Below are 20,980 nucleotides of genomic sequence, written 5' to 3'. Positions count from 1 at the left end.
CGTGTATGGATGACAGGAAAGCTAGAATTACTTACCCTAATATGGTTCAACTTCATTTTACGTGCTAGGTCTCGCGAGAGTAAGGGAAAAGTCAAACTCCTTGCTCCAAAGATCAGCTATTGGCACAAGAAATCTTCTCTTACCGCCTAGTGATCCGACATGGACGTCACCCGTATCCGCCGCATCTTACTGCAACAAGCCGAAGGCTGGCAGGCGTCGGGGGTCCAATATGTGCATAAACAGGCGGCATTTTCTTTGCCCCAGGTGGAATCCTCGCCTCCCCCCACCCAGCCGGAAACACCCGTCTCGCAAGGACCGAGCGAAATGCCCAAGGCCAAGCAACAGCCCGCTGCGGCGGCTTCAAAGCCAATTGAACTATCGCGCAAGCCGAGCTCGGCCAGCGAGCCGTGGCCGAGTGAACTGGCAAAATTCTCTCAGCAAGAGCGTCAGCAGCGGCTCGACCAGCTCCGCGAAGCTGTCTCTGGGTGTACGCTTTGTGCCGAATTAGCGAGAACCCGCACGCAAACCGTTTTCGGTGTGGGAAGCCCTACGGCGCGAATTGCCTTTTTTGGCGAAGCCCCAGGTGCCGATGAGGATCGACAGGGGGAACCGTTCGTTGGACGAGCTGGCAAATTGCTCACGCAGATCATCGAAGCGTGCAGTTTTCAGCGGGAAGATGTGTACATTCTGAATACGCTGAAATGCCGCCCCCCAGGCAACCGAAACCCAACTACTGAAGAGAATGAGAATTGCCGCCCCTATTTTGAGCGACAGTTAGAGATCATTCAGCCAGAATATATTGTCTGCCTTGGGCGGTTTGCCATCAACAATTTGCTGGAAACCGTCGCCCCGATTGGCAAGCTGCGGGGACAGTTTCATCCATATCGTGGCAGCAAGGTCGTGGTGACCTATCATCCGGCCTATTTATTGCGGAACCCATCTGCCAAGAAGGATGTATGGGAAGACATGAAGATGATGCTCAGCGATATGGGTATCCCGATTCCCAAGCCAAAGAAGTGATCTTGGCCGGTCTAGGAAAACGCGGCAACCAGATTAAGCCGTTTCAGCCTCTGCTTCTTCTTGGTCTTCTTCTTCGCTGAGAGGGTCTTTCAAGAGTTCGTGGACTAACCTGCGTAAATCCCGAACTTTGACCGGCATGGTCATGATTGCCCGGTTCTCGCCCAAGATAGCGGCTTCGCGGATCGCCTTTTGGCGTTCTTTGATGATCAGCACCGCTGGTTTGTCTTTGGTTTCTTCGTCGCTGCCAAAGCGATTAAATGCTTCCAGGGCTGGCTCGCCCATGTCGATCGCGCTGAAGACGATAATATCTGCAGGATCGGCATCTTCTGCGTAGCGATCAAGTGCGCGTTGCGGGTTGCTAATAACTAACACGCGATAACCATACTTTTTCAGGCGATCGCGTAAGACATTTTGCATGTCCATGTTCGACTCGACGATCATGATCGTCTTGTTATACCCTTCAAACTGCTTGGCGATCCGGGCTTCGTTTTGCGCCTCGATCTTGCCGCGAATTTCTCCTGCTGTGGAATCATCGCCCATTTCTAGCCGCTTGGCCGCCATTTTCAGGTCCATCAGCATCTGACCTGTGGTTTGATAGCGACGATCGGGATTGGTTTCCATCGCTTTTGCCACGACAGCCGCTACCGAGCGGGGCAGGTCAGGGGCAACTTGGGCAATCGGCTTCACGTTCAGATAACGTCCAGCCGAAAGGCGTTCAGAGCGGTCGCGAGTTTCGTTTAATGCCAGTTCGCCAGAGAGCATGTGATAGTAAATCGCACCGGCAAAGAAAATATCGCTGCGGCTGTCATCTCGTGGCGCATTGGTGGCGATTTCTAGACCTGCGTAGTCAACCGTACGTGGATTCGAAGCTTGGCCATCTTCACTGACTTGTTCCGCGAAAGCGGCCAGACCGAAGTCCACCAGCTTGGCGCGACCACGAGAAGAAATGAGTACGTTAGAGGTTTTCAAGTCGCGATGCGTCAAACCACGTTCGGCGGCGTAGGCCAGCCCAGAGGTGATGTCGATCATCAATTGCGTGGCTTCTTTGGGGCTGAACTTGCCTCGGATGCGGAGAAGGTCACGCAGGTTTTGACCTTCGATAAATTCAATGATCAGGAAGTAGTTGGTCCCTTGCTGGTACATCGAAGTTTCAGAATGCACTTCGTAGATCGGGCAGATATTGGGATGCCGCAAACCCTTGCCGAGCTCTCCTTCGGTCATGAACTGCGAGGCTCGCTTAGGATCTTCGCTGAATCGACGGCGAAGCACTTTGGCGGCAACAACTTTACCCGTATCTTTATGAACCGTGCGAAACACGCGAGCGAACGTGCCGGTGCCGATCATATAGAGGGCTTTGTAGTCCCCATAGAAATAGCCGGTGCGCAATCCCTTAACAATTCGCTCGACCTGATAGTTGGTCAGCAGCTCTTTACGTAGCAGGATATTCTGGAACTCACCCAGCGATATATCGCGAGTTCCCAAATCACTCCAAATCTGTTCCACCTGGTAGTGTTCGATAAGTTTGTAGTCGATAACGCGCTGCGCGAAGCCTTCGGCGGTTAGGTCAGCCATAAATCTAGTTCTATCTGTGCCTGACCGTCCGGCAACGATCAGCGCACCTCTTCAGTCTGGGTAAGATCGTGGGGATAAGAGAAGCCTGTTCCGAAAGTCATGGTATTCGACTTTTAAGGGTAAAGCAAATTGAGAAATCGAAAAAACTACCTTGATGAGGGGGGGCGTGGGTTGTTCTCAATCGGTTTGATCTTTGTAGTCGTTAAACTCGTTGCAGCTGTTTGTAAGTTATTGTAATTACAAGGGTTGTGTTTGTTGCTTGCCGGGCGAAACTGGAGAATGCCCCTGGAAATCGCTGGGGAAAGATGCCAAGATACGGCCCAGCATCAAGATCTTACAAGCGACGACTAAAGCCAAAGCCTGGCATTTTTGGCCATTTATGGGGATAGGCGGAATGGGAAAACGTATTGCGGTCGTTCTGGCAGCCGGAAAAGGTACCAGGATGCAATCAGAGATGCCCAAAGTGCTTTTTCCGGTACTTGGACGTCCTATGATCGAGTATGTCTTGGATGCTTTACGAGAAGTCGACGTTGAGAAGATTATCTGCGTGGTCGGCTATCGAGCCGAAGATGTAAAGGCCGCGTTAAGCCAGTATTCTGATCTGGTCTTTGTCGAGCAGACCGAGCAGCTTGGCACCGGGCATGCAGTTCAAATGTGCCTGGAAGAACTGAAAGCAACGCAAGGGGCGGTTGTTGTCTTGGCGGGCGATTCGCCATTGGTTCAGCCTTCTTCACTGAATGAATTGTTTACCACCTTCGAATCGCAAGGGCACGCTTGCTTGTTGGGAACGCTAAAACGAGACGATCCAACAGGCTTGGGACGCATTGTTCGTGATTCGGACGGGGTGTTCGAGGGGATTGTCGAGCAGAAAGATGCCACCCCTGAGCAGTGCCAAATCACGGAGGTGAATATGAGCACCTACGTCTTCGATGCCCCTCGTTTGGTTGATGCCCTTTCGCGTTTGACTAACGATAACGCCCAGGGTGAGTATTATTTGACCGATTGTCCTCGGATTCTCAAGGCAATGGGGTATAAGGTCGACGCCTTGCCGGTTCTCAAGGCGTGTGAAGCACACAGCATCAATTCTCGCGAGCAATTGGCGGAGGTAGAGCGTGTGATGACCGAAATTGGTTACAATAAGAATTGATGAAAGAGGAACGATGCGGGGCTGTAGCTCCGTTCTCTAAGTTCGCGGCATCTTTTTCGATAACTTCTAGACGGTTGACTAATTTACGTCATGCGTGAGATCAAAATCTTCAGCGGTCGCGCCAATCAAAAACTTGCCGAGGACATTTGCAGCTTTCTGCATTTGAAGCTTGGACGCGTCTCGCTGGGTGAATTTCCCGATGGCGAGATCCAGTGCAAGATTGAAGAAGATGTCCGCGGACGTGATGTCTTTTTGGTGCAGCCCACTTGCCCCCCGGTGAACAACAATTTGATGGAACTGTTGGTCATGATCGACAGTTGCCGGCGGGCCAGTGCCGAGCGGATTACGGCCGTGATTCCCTACTACGGTTACGCTCGACAAGATCGCAAAGACGAAGGCCGTGTGCCGATTACGGCGAAAATGGTCGCCGACTTGATCACCAGTGCAGGGGCCGATCGAGTTTTGACAATGGATCTGCATGCCGCTCAGATTCAGGGGTTCTTTAACGTACCAGTCGATCACCTGAATGCTTCGCCAGTGCTCAATCATTATTTTTTGAGCTTGGGCGTGCCTACGGAAAACCTATGCGTGGTTAGCCCAGATGCGGGCAGTATCAAGCGAGCGGTAACGCATCATCGTCGTTTGAACGGTGAATTAGCGATTGTGGATAAGCGGCGGACGAGTGCTCATGAGACAACCACCAAAAACATCATCGGTGGACCGATCGAAGGTAAGGTTGCCGTTATCTTCGACGACATGATCAGCACCGCTGGCTCGATTTGCGGTGCTGCTAAGGTTGTTCATAAGGCAGGTGCTAAGGAAATCTACCTCGCTGCGACCCACGGTGTGCTCTGTGGGCCGGCAGTGGCTCGCCTGCAAGCAGCCCCGATCAAAGAGATTATCCTGACGGATACCATTCCTCAGAAGTCGCAGGACTTGCTGAAAAACATGCGAGTCCTATCGGTTGCGCCACTTTTAGGGGAAGCAATCAAGCGGATTCACAACGACGAATCGATCAGCGCGTTGTTCCGCGAGAATATCGGCTAAGCCTGGTTGAGCTTTGTGGCCCCCCGCAGCAAGGAAAGCGTTTAGTCTTCCTTCGGTGCTTTAGGGGCTTTGTCGCGGCGAAAGACAGCCACAACATCTTCTACCGGAACGACAAATAGCTGATTGTCGGTCTCGAAATCGACCGGGATTGCCTCTTTCGGGTGGAATAAGATTTTGTCGTACTGTCGCAACGGGAAATCCTCGTCGTTTTCGATTTGAGTCGAGATTGCCACGATGCGACCAGTTATCGTCGGAATTTCAGCCTGGTCTGGTAAGGCGATTCCTCCTTTGGTCGTTCGCTTCGGTTCATCCTTGCGAACGAGCACTCGGGCACCGATTGGTTCGACGTACTCAATAGTCTGACTGCGGGTCGATTTCGCCATGGGGGTCCATTTTCGGGTTTCGCAAAGCCGTTAAGAGCAACTTTTAATCAATTGTTCTCAAAGATATCGGATTCGCAATCCCCCGCCGAGGCCGATCTGATGGGGAGGATGCCTAAGCCTAGTAAATCGCCGCGAAGAACGCTATCAAGATTTAAATGGTGAAAACAGTAAGGCTTACAAGCATTCGGTGAGGGTGCGTGTCAGTGGTAAGTTGAGTAGAATTACCTTACCTATTAGGACGTATTTCCCTAAATGTGATTTTCTCTTGACACGAAATCGGCTCAGAGGCTCGGTTTGGACTTGTCAACGCGAGATTGTTTGGCAAAATAACCAGTTTCCCAAATTGCGAAGTTGGTCCTTAGGGAACAAAGACTCTTGCGAGTCCCAACTTTTGAATAAATACAAACCGACCAAACGCAATTAATTGCGTGATAAGCAAACCTTGCCCGGTCGCCTTTAGATTTCACCACCTGACTGCGGAATTGTTTTCATGGCCGAAACGCTCAAAGCCACGAAGCGAGAAAAGACCGGTAAGATCGCCAATCGTAAGCTGCGTCTGGAAGGTAAAATTCCAGCCGTGCTGTACGGAGACGGTAAGGACGTGATTCATTTGGAACTGTGTGCCGAACAGTTCGGTGCAGTCGTCCGCCATGGCGCCAAAAACATTTCCTTGGAAGGGGATGTGACTGAGAACGTAGTCATGCGAGAGGTCCAATGGGATACTTTCGGGCTAGAAGTTCTGCATGTCGACTTCTTCCGAGGTGGTAACTAGGTCGACCAATTGCCTGCTTGTTTGTGTTGATTGACTGGATGCGATGAAACTCGTTGTCGGGCTCGGAAATCCAGGCAAGAAATACGAAGGCACGCGGCATAATGTCGGTTTCGAGGTGTTGCAATCGCTGGCCAAACGCCATACAGCTCCTCCTCCGAAATCGAAATTTAATGGTCAATTGACCGAAATTGGTGTTCGGGGAGAGAAGCTATTAATGCTTTGCCCGCTCACCTACATGAATAAAAGTGGAAATAGCGTTCGTCCAGCGTTCGATTTTTATAAGTTAACGCTGGAAGACATTTTGATCGTCTGCGATGATTTCAATCTTCCTTTAGCTAAATTAAGGCTTAAGGGGAAAGGGTCCGCAGGAGGGCAAAATGGCTTAGCTGATGTCATTCAAAAGCTAGGCTCGAGCGAGGTGCCTCGGTTGCGACTAGGGATCGGCGCACCGCGAGAAGGGGCCGACGTGGCTGGCTATGTCTTGAGCAATTTTGCCAAGGCGGAAAAGCCCGAAATAGATGTATGCGTTGAGCAAGCTGCTTCGGCAGTTGAAGACTGGGCAACCCAGGGGCTCACGTATGCGATGAACCAATACAACGCGTAGTCATCCCGACAACGCACAATCGTTCAATTACCAAGTTGGCCGATCGCACCGCCCAGCAAGCAGCGACCGTCCCTATACCGATCATTTTGATGTCGAAATTCGAGGAGTAGAAACCTTGGCGGCTTACGTTTACGAGGGGATGTTCATCCTGGACTCCAACCGGTATGGAAAGGATCCCAGTGGGGTCGCCGGGAAAATTGATGCTCTCGTGCAACAGCTCGGTGGCGAAATCCTGGTCAGCCGCATGTGGGCCGAACAGCGTCTGGCGTACCCGATTAATGGGCATCGTCGTGGCACTTACTGGCTGACCTACTTCCGCTTGGACAGCTTGAAAGTTGACGAACTCAACTATGCATGCAACATCAACGATGACATGCTACGGTTCTTGTTCATCAAGCACGATCCACGCATTGTCGATATGCTGGTTGCTCACGCTGAAGGTCATGAGTTCGCCGGTGGCGACGATGACTCGGATGACTCCGCAGCAGATACCGAAGAAGATGATGACGCAGTGTCGGAAGACGAAGAAGAAACCGTGGAAGCTTCCGAATAGGTTGCTGCCCGGTTAAACGTCTTTAGCACGTACAAACATCCTCGATAAGTACCAAGTCGATTTGATTTCCCTTGAAGGAGCGTCTCCATGGCAAGTTTCAACCGAGTAATTCTGGTCGGGAACCTGACACGAGACGTCGACTTACGATACGTTTCCGGAGGGGGAACAGCCGTAACCGAGCTGGGCTTAGCGGTTAATGATCGACGTAAGACACAATCGGGCGAATGGGTCGATGAAACGACCTTTGTGGATGTGACCCTGTGGGGACGCACCGCAGAAATCGCCAGTGAATATTTGAGCAAGGGCTCGTCCGTTTTGATCGAAGGGCGGCTTAAGCTCGACACATGGGAAACAGACGGTCAGAAGCGATCGAAGCTTCGCGTGGTCGGCGAGAAAATGCAAATGCTCGGCGGTCGTGAAGGAGGCGGCGGTGGTGGAAGTCGTGGAAGCGGGCCAGCCCGCCCAGCCAGACAATCGCAACCACAAGGTGGCGGTCGCGGTGGCTACGACCAATCGTCCGGTCCCGACTACGATTCCTACGATGACGGCAGCTTCGGGGGATCTGGTTCCCAGGGAGCTGCCGATGATGATATTCCGTTCTAGTGGCTTCGGCTTATCATGCCAACGCGCTACAGCGGTTGACTGAATCAACCAAGAGCAATCGCCATATCACTGGCAACTATTGGAATAAACAAACACCATGCCAACTCGATCTGAAAAGCACAAAGCACGTCCTTGGAAACGTTTGCCCAAAGGCAAGCATGGCGGTATCGAACTGCTATTGATCCAATCGGTCGACCACCTCGGCAAGCCTGGCGATGTCGTGGAAGTGCGTCCTGGTTACGCTAACAACTACCTCATTCCGCAAGGCTTAGCAACGGTTGCTACTTCGCACCATAAGCGTATGGTCGAAAAGCACAAAGCTAAGTTGGTCGAGATCGAAAAGTCCCGTTTGGCTGGTCTGCGTGCAATCGCTGATTTGCTGAATCGTCAGAGCGTTACAATCGAAGCGAACGCCAACGACGAAGGGCATTTGTACGGTAGTGTCGGCCAAGCCGAGATCGTGCATGCGTTGAAAGAGCAGAACTTCACGGTCACCCCAGATCAGGTTCGCCTGCAGGGTCCGCTGAAAGAACTCGGTTTGTATACCGTTAAGATTCACCTTCATGCTGAAATTGAATCGGAATTGAAGGTTTGGGTTGTTCCAACCGTTTCTGGTGATTAGTATCAACCAGTCGGTTGTGTGCGAGATTCGCACTGAGTTTATTCGTGCCAAAAGCACCTAGCTAATAGCACGCTACGGCTTGGCTCTTGAGCCTGCAACGGTTCGAGCCACGCCGGTCTTAGTAAGTCGCACTCCCTTTTATTCCGTCAGAATGCGTGAACTCGACAGAGGTGTTTGGCGAAGCCCTTTGTCTTGACGTTCCGCCTACGGATCTGAAAAAAACTCCTCGGTCTCCCCGAGGAGTTTTTTTATGGATAACGCTCTTATTTTGTGAGCTTCAATCGTTCCTGTTCTAAATCTGCTGGCAGCGTTGTGCGGTTCGCTTCGCGCGGTAGGATGGTTGCTTGTTCACGGTCGCTAAGATTTCTCAAGCAGTGTACGGAGTCCCCACGTGGCATCAGGCAGTAAATCGAAAAAGCGGCGATTTGACGACCGAGAAGAAGTCGCCACGAATCTTTTCGACAAGCAGCCTCCGTGTAGTGTGGAAGCGGAACAGTGCGTGTTGGGAAGTATTATTCTTTTGCCGGACGTGATCGACGACGTCATCATGGTGGTTCGGCCTGAGGACTTCTACGACGAGGCCAACAAGAAGCTATTCGAGCATATGGTCGAACTGCACAACAGTGGCAGGAAGATTGATACCACGCTGCTGACCGAGCATCTGCGAAACGCTGGCGATTGGGAATTTGTTGGTGAGACAGCTTACCTGGCTAAGGTAGCCCGCAGTGTGCCGCACGCGGCGCATGCGGTGAGCTATGCCGAGATCGTCCGTAAGAAAGCGACTAGTCGCAATCTTATTTTGGCCGCGACCGATATTCTGCAAGATGCCTACCAGGAAGCCGGCAAGCCGGAGGAATTGGTTGGGCGGGCGGAACAAAAGATCTTTTCCATTCTCGACGGACGCGACAATCGTAGCATGGCCAGCATGCGCGAAATCGTGACCGAGGCGATGGAGAGGATCGATGCTCGCTTGCGGGGCGAAACGGCCAACGGTGTGCTGACCGGCTTCACCGATATCGACGAGATGACGAGCGGTTTTCATGGGAGCCAATTGCTGATCCTCGCGGCTCGTCCGGCGATGGGGAAAACCGCGTTCGCCATGAACATCGCCGAAAACATCGCCGTCCACGACAAAATCCCGGTGTTGTTTGTCAGCTTGGAAATGGGATCAGTCGAGCTTTGCGATCGTTTGCTGTGTAGCGTTGCCAGGGTGAACGGCCATCGCCTGCGCAATGGAACGCTCAGTAACGAAGACCGCGCAAAGCTGATCGAGCGGTCTTCCTTGGTGGCCGAGGCGCCGCTGTTTGTCGATGACTCACCAAGCCGAACTGTCGCCGAGATTGCGGCATCCGCTCGTCGTATCATGCGGAACGAACGACGGCTGGGGTTGATTGTCATTGACTATTTGCAGCTTATTGAGCCAGATAATGCGAACGATCCGCGACAAGAACAAGTCGCCAAGATCGCCCGGCGTTTAAAAGGTTTAGCTCGTGAGATGAACGTCCCGATCTTATGCCTGGCCCAGCTTAATCGGCAAGCCGAAGCCTCGAAAGACAACAAGCCGAAGCTCAGTCACCTTCGTGAATCGGGGGCAATCGAGCAAGACGCCGACGTGGTGATGTTTGTCCATCGCGAGGAATACTATCACAGCGGCGAGGAACGGGATCAATATACCGGGCAAGCCGAGATTATCATCGGCAAGCAGCGTGCAGGCCCGGTCGGAGAAGTCAAACTGACGTGGCTGAAAGACTTTACGCGATTTGAAAATGCGTTTGATCGCGAGCCAGATGACTTTTCGGCATTCAATCAAGGAGAAGGGGGCTTCTAGGCTCCTTTTCTATCTTGCAGTTAGTTTGAATGTCCAGCTGAAAGGGGGCTATAATGGGTTCCTCAGTCGGGCGAACGCTGGTTCCGGCTACGATTGCGAAACGCCATCAATAAAGTGCCCGGATGCACCAACAGTACGGTTCGAAATTCATCGATGTGGAAGAGGCATGCCCCTATCTGCCTGATCGTTTGGCAGTGCTGCCGTTTTATCTGACCGATTTTCGTTCCGATCCGGCCTCGTTCGATCAAGCGCTGTCCGAAGGTGTTCGCCGTTCTGGCATTTTCATCTACCACACCGACTGCCCAGGCTGTAACGCTTGCGAAGCCATTCGGATCCCGGTCGACGAGTTCCAACCACGGCGGCGGCATCGCCGCGTTCTCAAAAAGGGGGAGGAACAATTGCGGGTCGTCATTGGCGAGCCCATGGTCGATAGCCAACGACTCGAATTGTACAACCGCCATAAAATGGGACGAGGGCTCGGAGAGCCTGGCACGGAGATCGATCTGCGGTCGCTCAAAGAGTTCCTAGGAATTACCTGCTGCGACAGTCGCGAGTTCCGCTATTACTGTGGCGAAGAATTGGTTGGTGTGGCGATAGCCGATATCGGGCAAGAAACGATGTCGGCGGTCTATTGCTATTTCGATTCTCAGCGTAGTGATTTAGGAATCGGTAACTTCTCGGTCCTAAAACAAATTGAAACCTGCCGCGAGTGGGGTCTGAAGTATCTCTATCTCGGTTTCTATGTCGCTGGCAACGAGCACATGCGCTACAAGGCGAGCTACCTACCGCACGAGCGGAGGATTGATGGCGAGTGGGTTCGTTTTGACTAAAGGGGCATCAAGCGTTCGTTGCTTCCTGGCATTTGTGCCTAGAGTGCGCGCGAATGCAGTCAATGCTTTATTGGTTAACGATTTGGAGTTGGCTGCTCTGTCAGGCTAAAATGACAGATCCCATACCTTCCCCAACTCTCTGCCGGTGCCCCTCCTCATGCTTTCTGTTCGCTTGCTCTTTACTGCTGTTTTGTCTTTAGTTTTAGCTGGACTGAGCCAAGGGCAGCTGTTTGCCGAGACTAAATCGGTGGATGTCGTGGTCTATGGGGCGACTCCTGGCGGGGTTTGTGCGGCGATTGCTGCGGCTCGTGAAGGGGCGTCGGTAATTCTGTTGGAACCAACTTCCCACGTGGGCGGCGTGAACACCGGTGGGCTTAGTTTCAGCGACTCGAACCAAACGGTTCGCTCGACCGTGATGGGTTTGTTTGATGAATGGCATCGCCGGATCGAGGACGATTATCGCTCGCGCGGGGTGAAGTTGCCCTACGATGTTAGCGTGAAAGATAACTCGAAATGGACCTACGAGCCTCACGTTGCGATGCGGGTTACTAAGGCGATGCTCAAAGAAGCAGGCGTCGACGTTCTCACTCAGCGCGAACTGAAATCGGTGCGGAAAGAGGACGCCACCATTGTTGAAATCGAGACCACCGGCGGAAGCTACGCGGCGAAGACGTTTGTCGATGCGACCTACGAAGGGGACTTGATGGCTGCAGCCGGTGTGCAGTGGACGATAGGTCGAGAAGGAAAAGCGGCGTTCGGGGAATCGTTGGCGGGCAAACGTTACCCCAAAGGGCGAATGAAGCTCTCTGGCTTCGACGCTCAAGGAAATCTCTTGCCGTTGGTCACCACTTCCGAACTAGGCAACGAAAGCGAAGGGGACGATCGGGTGATGGTTTATAGCTTCCGCTTGTGCCTCACCAGCGACCCTGCCAATCGCATTCCGTTCCCGAAGCCTGAGCACTATGACCCTGCGCGGTTTGAAGTGGTGCGGCGTTATGCCAAATCGGGCGGAACCAGCTTTGGGATCGATTTATATCCTTTGCCAGGCAACAAGCTTGATGGTAATAACTCGATTGGTGGGCAGTTTTCGTTAGGGCTCGTTGGAGCTTGCAATGGTTGGAGCGAAGGAGATGCGCAGCGACGTGCCGAGATTTTTGAGGCACATCGGCAGTATACGCTCGAGTTCTATCATTTCCTGACAACCGATCAGGCGGTGCCTGAGGAGGTGCGGAAGAAGTACGCAGCCCTAGGGCTTTGCCGGGACGAGTTTCCCGATACCGATCACTGGCCACCGCAATTGTATGTCCGTGAAGGTCGCCGGATGCAAGGGATGTATGTCGTCAGCGAAGACGACATCTTAAAGAATCCCACCAAGGAAGACCCCATTGTGGTTTCGTCGTTTCCAATCGATTCGCACGATTGCCAACGCGTTGCGTTTGAAGATGGGACAGTAGCAGATGAGGGAACGATATTTCCTGTGCGCATGCCTGGGCGGCGGCATGGCTATGCCTACCATATTCCATATCGAGCAATTCTGCCGCAAGCCAATCAATGCGATAACTTGCTGGTCCCGGTCGCGCTCTCCTGCACACACGTTGGTATCTCTTCGATCCGTGTCGAGCCGACTTGGATGATTCTAGGACAGAGTGCTGGCATTGCCGCTGCGGTAGCTGCCGAAGATGGGGTGACGGTGCAGGACTTGCCGTACGAACGTCTTAAGAAACGATTGCTTGCGCAAGGGCAGGTGCTCGAATTACCAAAGCTGCCTGAATTGCCAGAACCATCTAACGAGGGGAGTATTCCCAAGAAGTCTCTCGCGGGCATCGTACTGGACGACACCGATGCCCAGCTTGAGGGGGCTTGGTCGCATTCTACCAACTTCAAGCCAAACATCGAAAAGGGATATGTTCACGACGAGGCCAAAGGGGATGGGCTTTCGCGTGCCACTTTTAAGCTAAGCGTCCCCAAGTCGGGACGCTATCTAGTTCTGATGGCTTATTCGCCTCACCCAACCCGGGCAAAGAATGTGCCGGTTCGCATTCATAGTGGCGGTAAGGAAGTTCTCTGGCACATCGACCAGACCCAGCCCTTGCCAACCGGAAAGATGTTTCGCGAAATCGGACAGGTTGCACTTTCGGCGGATGGCGACACCGTGATCGACATCGGGAACGAAGGTACTGACGGTTTTGTCATTCTAGATGCTTTGCAGTTGATACCAGTCGCACCATAGCTGACAGATGCCTCGCTAGCGTTACGAATTACCTGAACCAATAACTTTTTCGCTGCGTATCCCAAGGCATCGTAACTCTAAAGCGATATTCGTCTTGCCAAGAGTAGGGCGTTTCAGTATTTCTCCACATCGCGTCCCAAGGCTACGCGCCGAGGGGGCCTATGGTGGGCATGGAAGCCAGCCAGCTTGTTGATATAGGGATACCAGCGAATGCAGTGGACTTGCCACAGGCTACGGAAAGCCTTCGTTTCAACCGCATTGTTATGCCTCGGCTACGTCGTTACACCGGCGTTGGCACAAGACATCGTGCCTCCGTTGAACGATCCAACCTCCGTTCCCAGGTCGGCACCGACACGTCCCCTGGTGACAGGAATTCGTCTGCAAGGGAACGCGCAAACCGACGAAACGCGTGTTCGTGGGATGATCAAGACCCGTGTCGGCCGCGAATTTGACGCCGAAGTGATTCAATCGGACGTGCGGCGTTTGGCTGCATCGGGATTGTTTCGTGATGTTCAGATTCTGACCGACGATTCAGCGGAAGGGATCTACGTCACCTTTCAGCTTCTCGAACGTCCTCGTATCGCTTACATCGAGTTCCTCGGCAACGAGTCGGTTCGCGATAAAACGCTGCTGAAGAAATCAGAAATGAAGTTGGACGGGACACTCAACAAGTATGTGATTGAGGAAGCCCGGCTCAAGTTGGAAGACTACTACCACACACGCGGTCACGGCAAAGCAACTGTCAACGTGATGGAAGGTCTAAAGCCGGAAGACAAGGGGGTGGTGTTCATGATTCATGAAGGCCCACTCGCCCGTGTGGGAAGCACAACCTTCGTCGGAAATACGATCGCTTCGTCTTCTCGCTTGAAGACACAAATCAGCACCAAGCCAGGCTGGTTCTATGTGTTTCAAGGTGAATTGGATAAGTCCAAGCTCGAGCAAGATATCGATGCATTGACGTCGTACTATCGCTCGCTTGGTTTCTTCAAAGCTCAAGTGAATCGAATTTTAGAGTACAGCGCGAACGGGAAGTGGGCTGACGTGACCTTTGTGATCGATGAAGGCCCGCGTTACGAAGTTCGCAACATCTCGTTCATCGGCCAAACACGTTTCACGAAAGAGCAATTGGCTAGTCTGCTGAAGATGAACCCAGGAGAGTACTTCGACCAAAAGAAGATGACCGCCGATCGATCGGCGATCTCCGACTTATATGGTTCGCAAGGTTATATCCACGCTGATATCCAAGCCGAACCACGCTTCCTGGAAGAGCCGGGCACGCTAGATCTGGTTTACGACATCCGTGAAGGGGATCAGTACCGGGTTGGCAACATCAACATTGAAATCGCTGGCGATCTGCCGCACACCAAGCAAGCGGTGATCTTGAATCGGTTGTCGCTGCAGCCGGGCGATATCATCGACATTACCAAGATCCGCGATGACGAACGACGTATCAAAGCATCGCAGTTATTCGTCAACGAACCACATCGTGGCGTGACACCTACGATCACGGTCGCTCCGCCAGAGTTGAGCGAAGTAGAAGCATTGGCTTCTCGAAATTCGGATGGAACCTATCGCGGTCAAAGTCCTTCGCAGAACCACGATCCCAGGTTTTATCCCCCTGCTCAGATGCAACAGCCACAGTATCAGCCGGTTCAATATCAGCAACCGCAGCATCACACCCCTCAGCAACAACCTGCTGGGCAATACCAAACATCGCCATCGAATTATCAGGCTCCGCCTGAGACTCGACCGAGTCGCTATTCGCAACCCGTTTATCACCAGCCGGTTGCTCCGCAGCCAGTTGCGTGGCCGACGTCACGTTATTCATCCATGCCTAGCAACTAAGAAGCCTGACGCAGCTCGATTTACCCCCCCCGAGCCGTATCGACGAAAGAGGACACATTAGGTGGACAGAAGCGGACAACTGCTGAAGATTACCATCGCCCTTGGTTTCGCCGCCATGGTTAGCGCAGGATGGAAGACCGCCGCCGCTCAGAGCAACTGGAGCGGAACGGCCAACCAGGTCGCGCAAACACAGTGGAACAATCAAGCGCCTGCCAACCAAGCGTATTCCAACGGCACGCAAGGCCAGCAGGGATACTATCGTCAGGCACAAGCCACGTCGCCTGGTAATCCGAATCAATATCGTAGTGGGATGCCTGCTTCTGGGGCACCGATTCCTCCTAGCAATCCGTATCCACAACAGCCGGTGCAGCAAGTGCAGTATGCTCAGCCGACGCAAGCGGTACAGCAGCCAGCACAGTACAATCCCCAACCAGCACAACACTACGCCCAGCCACAAGCAGGCTACGCTCCTCAATCCGAGGTTCAATATCAAAACTATCCCCAAGCTGGACGTGGTTATGATCGCCCGATTCTGAATAATTTTGCCGCACCTCCGGTTCCCAATTATCCGCCAGGTTACATGCCTCCGCCTGGAATGGACAACACAGGGCGTCCCATGGGCGGGGCTCCGATTTTTGATCCGCCGTTAGGACCAGATGCGATTATCGCTCCGAATCCGTACATGGATCCCGCCCGTATGGCGGACCTGACGATTCGGGGCGAGGAAGCTCAGACTGGGCGATTTCAGTTTGGTGTGGGGGTGAACTCCGATGCTGGTGTGAACGGTTCGGTGGTGATCGATGAACGTAATTTCGACTGGACGCGATTCCCAACGAGCCCAGATGATATTTGGAACGGGCGGGCTTGGCGTGGAGCAGGGCAGGGGTTCCGAATTGAAGCGATGCCAGGTAGCCAGGTTCAGCGTTACATGGTGAGCTTCAGTGATCCCTATTTGTTCAACACTCGAGTTAGTTTGAATCTTAGTGCTTACCTGTTCAATCGAATCTACCGCGACTGGGACGAACAACGCGTGGGTGGCCGGGTTGGTTTAGGGTATCGTTTGACGCCAGACCTTTCGACTTCGGTTAGCTTACGGATGGAAGACGTCGACGTTTACGATCCACGCGTGCCTGGTGTACCGCAGTTAGATAGCGTACTTGGCAGCAACGATGTTTACACCGGAAGTTGGAGCATCGTTCACGATACCCGTGACGTGGCTTTCGCACCGACCGAAGGGCACATGTTTCAAATCAACTTGGAACAAGCCTTCGGTCAGTACAACTACTCGCGGGCCGAAGTCGACTTCCGGCAATACTTTCTCTTGGGTGAACGACCGGATGGTTCCGGTAGACACACGCTGGGCTTTTCGGCCAAAGCAGGGTTCTCGGGCAGCGACACACCGATCTTCGAGAACTTCTTTGCTGGTGGTTTCTCGACTTTGCGTGGTTTTCGTTTCCGCCGTACCGGTCCTATCGTCAACGACGTGTATACCGGTGGTCCATTCCGAGTATTGGGGTCGGTAGAATACATGTTCCCCATTACCGCCGACGATATGATCAAAGGTGTGATCTTTACCGACGTCGGTACCGTGGAAGAGTCGACCAAGATTGTGTGGGATGACTTTGACGTGTCGCCTGGTTTCGGCTTGCGAATTTCGGTTCCGGCTTTGGGGCAGGCTCCGATCGCACTCGACTTTGCCTTCCCAGTTAATCATGCCGACACGGACGAGACCCAGGTCTTCAGCTTCTTCGTGGGTGCCGCTCGCTAAGCCGGTTGTGGTGTTGAGTTAGCGGAACGTCCAATCAATGAACGATGGCTTGTAGTAGCCATGGTTCCAGGTGCCTGTGCAATGCGTTTGCGTTACCCCGAACCAGCCGTAGGCGTAAGGGGTTTTGGGACGCGGCTGTATTACCGCATTCGTTGGATTCACCGGAGCGATAATCCAATACTGCTCTGGTCCGGCAGCTTCAACAGGCGCGGAAAAAGCCAGGCTAAGCAGGACGATGATTGCGAGCAGCCAGTTGCGCATGGGAAGATCACCTCGCAGGAAAACATAAACGTCGTTCGACATTTCTAATATCGGCTGACCGAAGGTGATAGCACCTAAGCAACTTCGCGCGTTGTCCAGATTCTGCAACCGATACCGGTTAAGCTTTGACGGTTGTTTAAACTGCGAAAGAGTGTTTGGCCTTGATTAAGGAACACACGGCTAGGTGAGTGGGAGCGACAAACGGCAAACCTCGGAACTCATCAGCACCGACTGGTTTACGTGCCCAGGTCTCAATGATCTTCAAGCTGGAGGCCCAGTTCATAGATTTCTTCTGCGTTAAGAACTAGGTCATTGCTTTCAAACAGGCGTCTGATGGCTGCTCGATGGATGGCCATCTTGGTGCCTCCGACACCGATCGCCCCATAGCAAACTTGATTATCCTTCTCAGCCGCTTTGTCGAACGATTCAATTCCTTCCAGCCCGACCGGAGGGACCGCGTTGAGGTCGATCGCGACCTTCAGGTCCGAGGCGTTTTGCCGAGTTGCTTGTGGCACAAGCGTGACACCAGCGGCACCAGCGGCAATTAAAAGCTGAACGCCAGCGAGAGCGGCTTTTGTGGAAGAGGCATCGTTTATCACGATCGGCTCTGGGCTTTCCAACTGGAGATCAGCCCCGATTTGCTGACAGGCCTGGTGGGCTTTTTCCTGCGACCGAGAAGCTAAGCGAACTTTCGCCCCTGCCCGAATAAGTAGGCGTGCTGCGCGTTGTCCAACGGGCCCAGTGCCACCTAAAACAAGAGCTTGGGCCCCGGATAACGGGAGGTGTCGACTACCACAAATAACGGCTGCCGCAGCCGTGGTGTTTGCCCCATTGGCATCCATCATGACCGAAACCCGCATCGCCCCGAAAAAGCTCTTCTGCACCGCACGGAGGAGCCCTTCTGCGGCGTCGACATTCGAGCCACCGATGTAGATTGCAGAATGTTTTAGTTTGCTCGGAGCTCGTGTAAAAATCAGGCCATGGACCAGCCCTGCGACTTGCTCTGGCGTGACACCCCCATGGCGAAACATCGTGTCGGCGCCGGAATCGATGGCCACCACCGAATCGAAGGTGCTTGGCTGGGTGTCGGTATCGAGCTGAAGAAGAAGGTTCTGCATGGGAAACTTCTGCCTGGGTTGAAAGGGGAAGACATAAAAAATCCCGCGAGGTCAAAGTGAGACCACGCGGGATTCGATTAAACCGTAGCGGAAAGCAGGAGGCCCGCTTTAGAATCCGCGGAATGGGTGCGCGGCCTTTTCTTTGCCGGCAAGTACTTCATCGGCAGATGGCTTGCTGCCCATGGCGTTCTTGATCGATTGGAGCGTGGCTTCGTAGTTGTAATCGTAGATCTTCTTGTCGTCTTGGGCTTCCCAGTGAATGAAGACACCACAAACAATGACCAGATCTTCGCATTGATCCTTGGGGATCACGCCTTGTTCGACAGCGTCGGCAACCGCTTTGGCAACGGCGGCTTGGGCTGGACCGAACATTTGGACGGCTTGCTTCGAGTTTTTAATGGTAACCTTGGTGATGGTCACCGTCGAAGGCTTCACAGCCAAGTTGGGTTCCAGCACGGCCAACAAGTTGGAGTGACCGGCAGTTTGGTTCGCCAAAGCCGAGGCAAAAGCATGGCCGACCGGGCCATCCTTGGAACCGATCATAAGATCGATGTGTGCGACTTCGTTGCCATCCCCAGCGAGGGCTTCTCCGATATACATCGACATCCGGGATTCTCCGTGCGTGAACTGGAAGTTTCGGGGTGTGGCCTAACGATTGTCTTTCAGGCGAAGCGTAACGCGATAGGCCGTTTATGACTTTTCAATGTAGCGAGGCGGTAAGCCAGGAGAAAGCCCCAGAAGCCGGGACCGACCAGAAGAATTCACCAACCTCCAAGCGAAAACGATAACAGACTGTGCCCGAATTGCAAGTAGTGGGGTATGGCGGGCAAAGCGTGGCTAGCTATCATTCTTTCGAGCCAGCGAGGCCGAGGATCAGCGGCCAAGAAAAAAGAAGAGGCCATCGCACGGGCAGCATTTGTACGATGGCCTCTGGCGGGAAGAGGACGATAGGTTACTGAACCAAACGCAACGGGCGATGCGCGGCGATCTTCTGGAAGACTTCCGTTAGATCTTCCGCGTACTCTTTCACGGTTTGCCCGCCTGGGATATTGAAGTGAGAGCCGGTGGTGATATCGGCCACTTGTTGCATCAAGTCTTTGTCTGCCCCGGCTCCGAGGCTAATTGTCACAATCACGTAGCCCCGGTCAGCGGAAAGATGAGCTTCGTGAATCACGGCATCGCGTGCGGCAGAGACGTTGTAGCCACCGTTGTTCCAGTTGGCGACACCATCTGTCAGCAGCACAATCATTTTAAAAGCACCTGGGCGTGCACGAGCATCAAGCTCTTCCCGGGCTTCTTTCATCCCGGCCGAGATGTTGGTGTAGCTATGGTAGTGGCCTGCTTGGCGACGGTTGGCTTGGGTGTTGATGAAGCTGTAGTTGTTGGTCAAGGTCGACTCAAGCACGGCTTCTCCATTGGGACCATCGTAGGTCGCCAGCCCCATCTGATCGTCCGATTGCGATTCTTCGATGAAGTGGACAAACAACTCCACGGAATTCTTCACAGCGGTAATCGGTTGAGCGCTTCCCTTCCACATATCTGGCATTTGGCTGTTCAGTGAGCGTTGCTCTAGCCAGAAAACGACCAAGTTTTGGTAGCCAAACTTGTAGCGAAATCCTGCATTCTTATTCTGATTGCTGCTAGACATGCAGTAGTCAAGATAGGCGTTCCAGTTGCCGCTGTAGGGATAGCTGACGTTGTCCAAGCCAAGTGCGGCGGCAAAGGTGTCTCGGGAGGTGAAGTTGAAGTAATGAACTTGCGTCGAACCGTCACCGTTCTTTCCGCTATAGGCCCAGACTTCGCGAACCTGGCCCCCAGGAGTAAACGTTCCGGAGTTGCCACTGGGGTAGTAGTTAACAATGTTCCCGTCCGAGCGGCGAACACGAACGCGATTGAATGATTTGTCGGAATTGACAACGACGGTGCTGTATTGGTATTCGGCACTCACTTGGGCTTGCTCCGACGTCTGCGGTGCGGCACCTTTGGCTACGGCCCATTGGGGTGTGAACTCCATGTTGCCGTATACCGGGGAACCAAGATCCTGGTAGATCTGCAATTGATTCGCGGTTACCGAATCAGCACCGAGCTTCCCGAAAGCGCTGAACTCGCTGTCGTCGTTCATCGAACCAGAAAGGTCGAGCACAACCATGATATCGCGAGGCTGATAGGCGGCAGCACTTTCGGCAGAAATGGTAAACGTATCTCGCCCCAACAAGTGGCCGAAGAAGAACGGCATGTTGTCATAGCGCATTTGCACTTTGACCGTCGATGGCGGGCGATTGCTGGGGATGACCTGTTGGCTTGCTTCATCCCAGTCACCGTACGAAACCTCTAAGCCCTGCGAATAGTTGGTCAGAAAGTGGCTGACACTATCGGCAATTGGCTTGTTATCGTATTCTTTCCACTGCGTGCCGACTGGGTTCCGGACAAGATATTCGTGAATCGCCTCATCCGAGGCATCTTGCCCATTGATTAATGAACCTGCGCCTGCCAACGTAGCCGCATCAACGCTTCGCTGTAATTGCGATTGCATGGTGTACATGTAGCCGACGTCGATACTAAAAGCGAGCATTGCCATCATGACAATCATCATGGCGGCTGCCAGAACAACAATGATCCCACGTTTCTGTCCGATACTTACGCAGGGCGTTTCATCGTCGGTGGAATTGGTTCGGCGAGACATGGTCTCTCTCCTGGATGGGGAAGTAGTGGATGCTGGTCGCGGCGAGTTGAAAGTAAGCCAGATTTCAGCTGTCGGCGACGCAGAAATTCAAAAA

At 53.1% G+C, this 20,980-nt stretch carries 19 protein-coding genes; 13 read left to right on the top strand and 6 right to left on the bottom strand.

All coding sequences use genetic code 11. The annotated features are described in order from the left end of the window. Positions 1-159: 159 nt before the first annotated feature. Positions 160-1,020: a uracil-DNA glycosylase gene (locus DTL42_RS10975; RefSeq protein ID WP_114368766.1), complete on the top strand. Its 861-nt coding sequence runs from the start codon at positions 160-162 to the stop codon at positions 1,018-1,020. 33 nt (positions 1,021-1,053) lie between these two features. Here DTL42_RS10975 and DTL42_RS10970 read toward each other — a convergent pair whose 3' ends face one another. Next, positions 1,054-2,592 carry a protein kinase domain-containing protein gene (locus DTL42_RS10970; protein WP_114368765.1) on the bottom strand — a complete coding sequence of 513 codons (1,539 nt, stop codon included), beginning with the start codon at positions 2,590-2,592 and terminating at the stop codon, positions 1,054-1,056. 394 nt (positions 2,593-2,986) lie between these two features. Here DTL42_RS10970 and DTL42_RS10965 point away from each other — a divergent pair, with 394 nt between their 5' ends. Continuing rightward, positions 2,987-3,739, top strand: a complete 753-nt coding sequence (locus DTL42_RS10965; protein ID WP_114368764.1) for a sugar phosphate nucleotidyltransferase — start codon at positions 2,987-2,989, stop codon at positions 3,737-3,739. Between the two features lie 90 nt (positions 3,740-3,829). Beyond that, positions 3,830-4,786, top strand: a complete 957-nt coding sequence (locus DTL42_RS10960; RefSeq protein WP_114368763.1) for a ribose-phosphate diphosphokinase — start codon at positions 3,830-3,832, stop codon at positions 4,784-4,786. A gap of 41 nt (positions 4,787-4,827) precedes the next feature. Here the strand turns inward: DTL42_RS10960 and DTL42_RS10955 are convergent, their stop codons facing one another. Then, positions 4,828-5,169, bottom strand: a complete 342-nt coding sequence (locus tag DTL42_RS10955) for a co-chaperone GroES (RefSeq protein WP_114368762.1) — start codon at positions 5,167-5,169, stop codon at positions 4,828-4,830. Between the two features lie 490 nt (positions 5,170-5,659). Between DTL42_RS10955 and DTL42_RS10950 the strand changes: the two genes are divergently transcribed. The 10 genes from DTL42_RS10950 to DTL42_RS10905 all read left to right on the top strand — a co-directional run bounded on the left by DTL42_RS10950 (position 5,660) and on the right by DTL42_RS10905 (position 16,824). Then, positions 5,660-5,941, top strand: coding sequence for a hypothetical protein (locus DTL42_RS10950; RefSeq protein ID WP_114368761.1), 282 nt, complete (start codon positions 5,660-5,662; stop codon positions 5,939-5,941). Positions 5,942-5,984: 43 nt separating this feature from the next. Beyond that, a complete protein-coding gene (pth, locus tag DTL42_RS10945; RefSeq protein WP_114368760.1) occupies positions 5,985-6,545 on the top strand; it encodes an aminoacyl-tRNA hydrolase in 561 nt (186 codons plus the stop codon). A 115-nt stretch (positions 6,546-6,660) separates the two neighbouring features. Beyond that, entirely contained in the window at positions 6,661-7,098 is a 438-nt protein-coding gene (rpsF, locus tag DTL42_RS10940; RefSeq protein WP_114368759.1) for a 30S ribosomal protein S6, read from the top strand. A gap of 87 nt (positions 7,099-7,185) precedes the next feature. Further along, a complete protein-coding gene (gene ssb / locus DTL42_RS10935) occupies positions 7,186-7,701 on the top strand; it encodes a single-stranded DNA-binding protein (protein WP_114368758.1) in 516 nt (171 codons plus the stop codon). A gap of 97 nt (positions 7,702-7,798) precedes the next feature. Continuing rightward, positions 7,799-8,323: a 50S ribosomal protein L9 gene (gene rplI, locus DTL42_RS10930; protein ID WP_114368757.1), complete on the top strand. Its 525-nt coding sequence runs from the start codon at positions 7,799-7,801 to the stop codon at positions 8,321-8,323. A 391-nt stretch (positions 8,324-8,714) separates the two neighbouring features. Next, a complete protein-coding gene (dnaB, locus tag DTL42_RS10925; RefSeq protein WP_114368756.1) occupies positions 8,715-10,151 on the top strand; it encodes a replicative DNA helicase in 1,437 nt (478 codons plus the stop codon). Between the two features lie 122 nt (positions 10,152-10,273). Continuing rightward, a complete protein-coding gene (locus tag DTL42_RS10920) occupies positions 10,274-10,981 on the top strand; it encodes an arginyltransferase (protein ID WP_114368755.1) in 708 nt (235 codons plus the stop codon). A gap of 157 nt (positions 10,982-11,138) precedes the next feature. Beyond that, positions 11,139-13,211 carry an FAD-dependent oxidoreductase gene (locus tag DTL42_RS10915; protein ID WP_114368754.1) on the top strand — a complete coding sequence of 691 codons (2,073 nt, stop codon included), beginning with the start codon at positions 11,139-11,141 and terminating at the stop codon, positions 13,209-13,211. Positions 13,212-13,421: 210 nt separating this feature from the next. Then, positions 13,422-15,056 (top strand): BamA/OMP85 family outer membrane protein, encoded by a 1,635-nt coding sequence (locus tag DTL42_RS10910; protein WP_114368753.1) that lies wholly within the window; start codon positions 13,422-13,424, stop codon positions 15,054-15,056. Between the two features lie 61 nt (positions 15,057-15,117). After that, on the top strand, positions 15,118-16,824 hold the full coding sequence (locus tag DTL42_RS10905) for a BamA/TamA family outer membrane protein (protein WP_114368752.1): 1,707 nt from the start codon (positions 15,118-15,120) through the stop codon (positions 16,822-16,824). An 18-nt stretch (positions 16,825-16,842) separates the two neighbouring features. Here the strand turns inward: DTL42_RS10905 and DTL42_RS10900 are convergent, their stop codons facing one another. The 4 genes from DTL42_RS10900 to DTL42_RS10885 form a co-directional block, all read right to left on the bottom strand. Next, positions 16,843-17,127 (bottom strand): hypothetical protein, encoded by a 285-nt coding sequence (locus tag DTL42_RS10900; protein ID WP_114368751.1) that lies wholly within the window; start codon positions 17,125-17,127, stop codon positions 16,843-16,845. A gap of 209 nt (positions 17,128-17,336) precedes the next feature. Next, positions 17,337-18,203: an NADP-dependent methylenetetrahydromethanopterin/methylenetetrahydrofolate dehydrogenase gene (locus DTL42_RS10895; RefSeq protein WP_114368750.1), complete on the bottom strand. Its 867-nt coding sequence runs from the start codon at positions 18,201-18,203 to the stop codon at positions 17,337-17,339. Between the two features lie 108 nt (positions 18,204-18,311). Then, on the bottom strand, positions 18,312-18,809 hold the full coding sequence (gene fae, locus DTL42_RS10890) for a formaldehyde-activating enzyme (protein WP_114368749.1): 498 nt from the start codon (positions 18,807-18,809) through the stop codon (positions 18,312-18,314). A 346-nt stretch (positions 18,810-19,155) separates the two neighbouring features. After that, positions 19,156-20,886: a VWA domain-containing protein gene (locus DTL42_RS10885; RefSeq protein WP_114368748.1), complete on the bottom strand. Its 1,731-nt coding sequence runs from the start codon at positions 20,884-20,886 to the stop codon at positions 19,156-19,158. Positions 20,887-20,980: the final 94 nt, after the last annotated feature.

Origin of the sequence: Bremerella cremea (genome assembly GCF_003335505.1) — a bacterium.
GTDB classification, from domain to species: domain Bacteria; phylum Planctomycetota; class Planctomycetia; order Pirellulales; family Pirellulaceae; genus Bremerella; species Bremerella cremea_A.
This window is presented reverse-complemented; position numbering and strand designations above follow the sequence as displayed.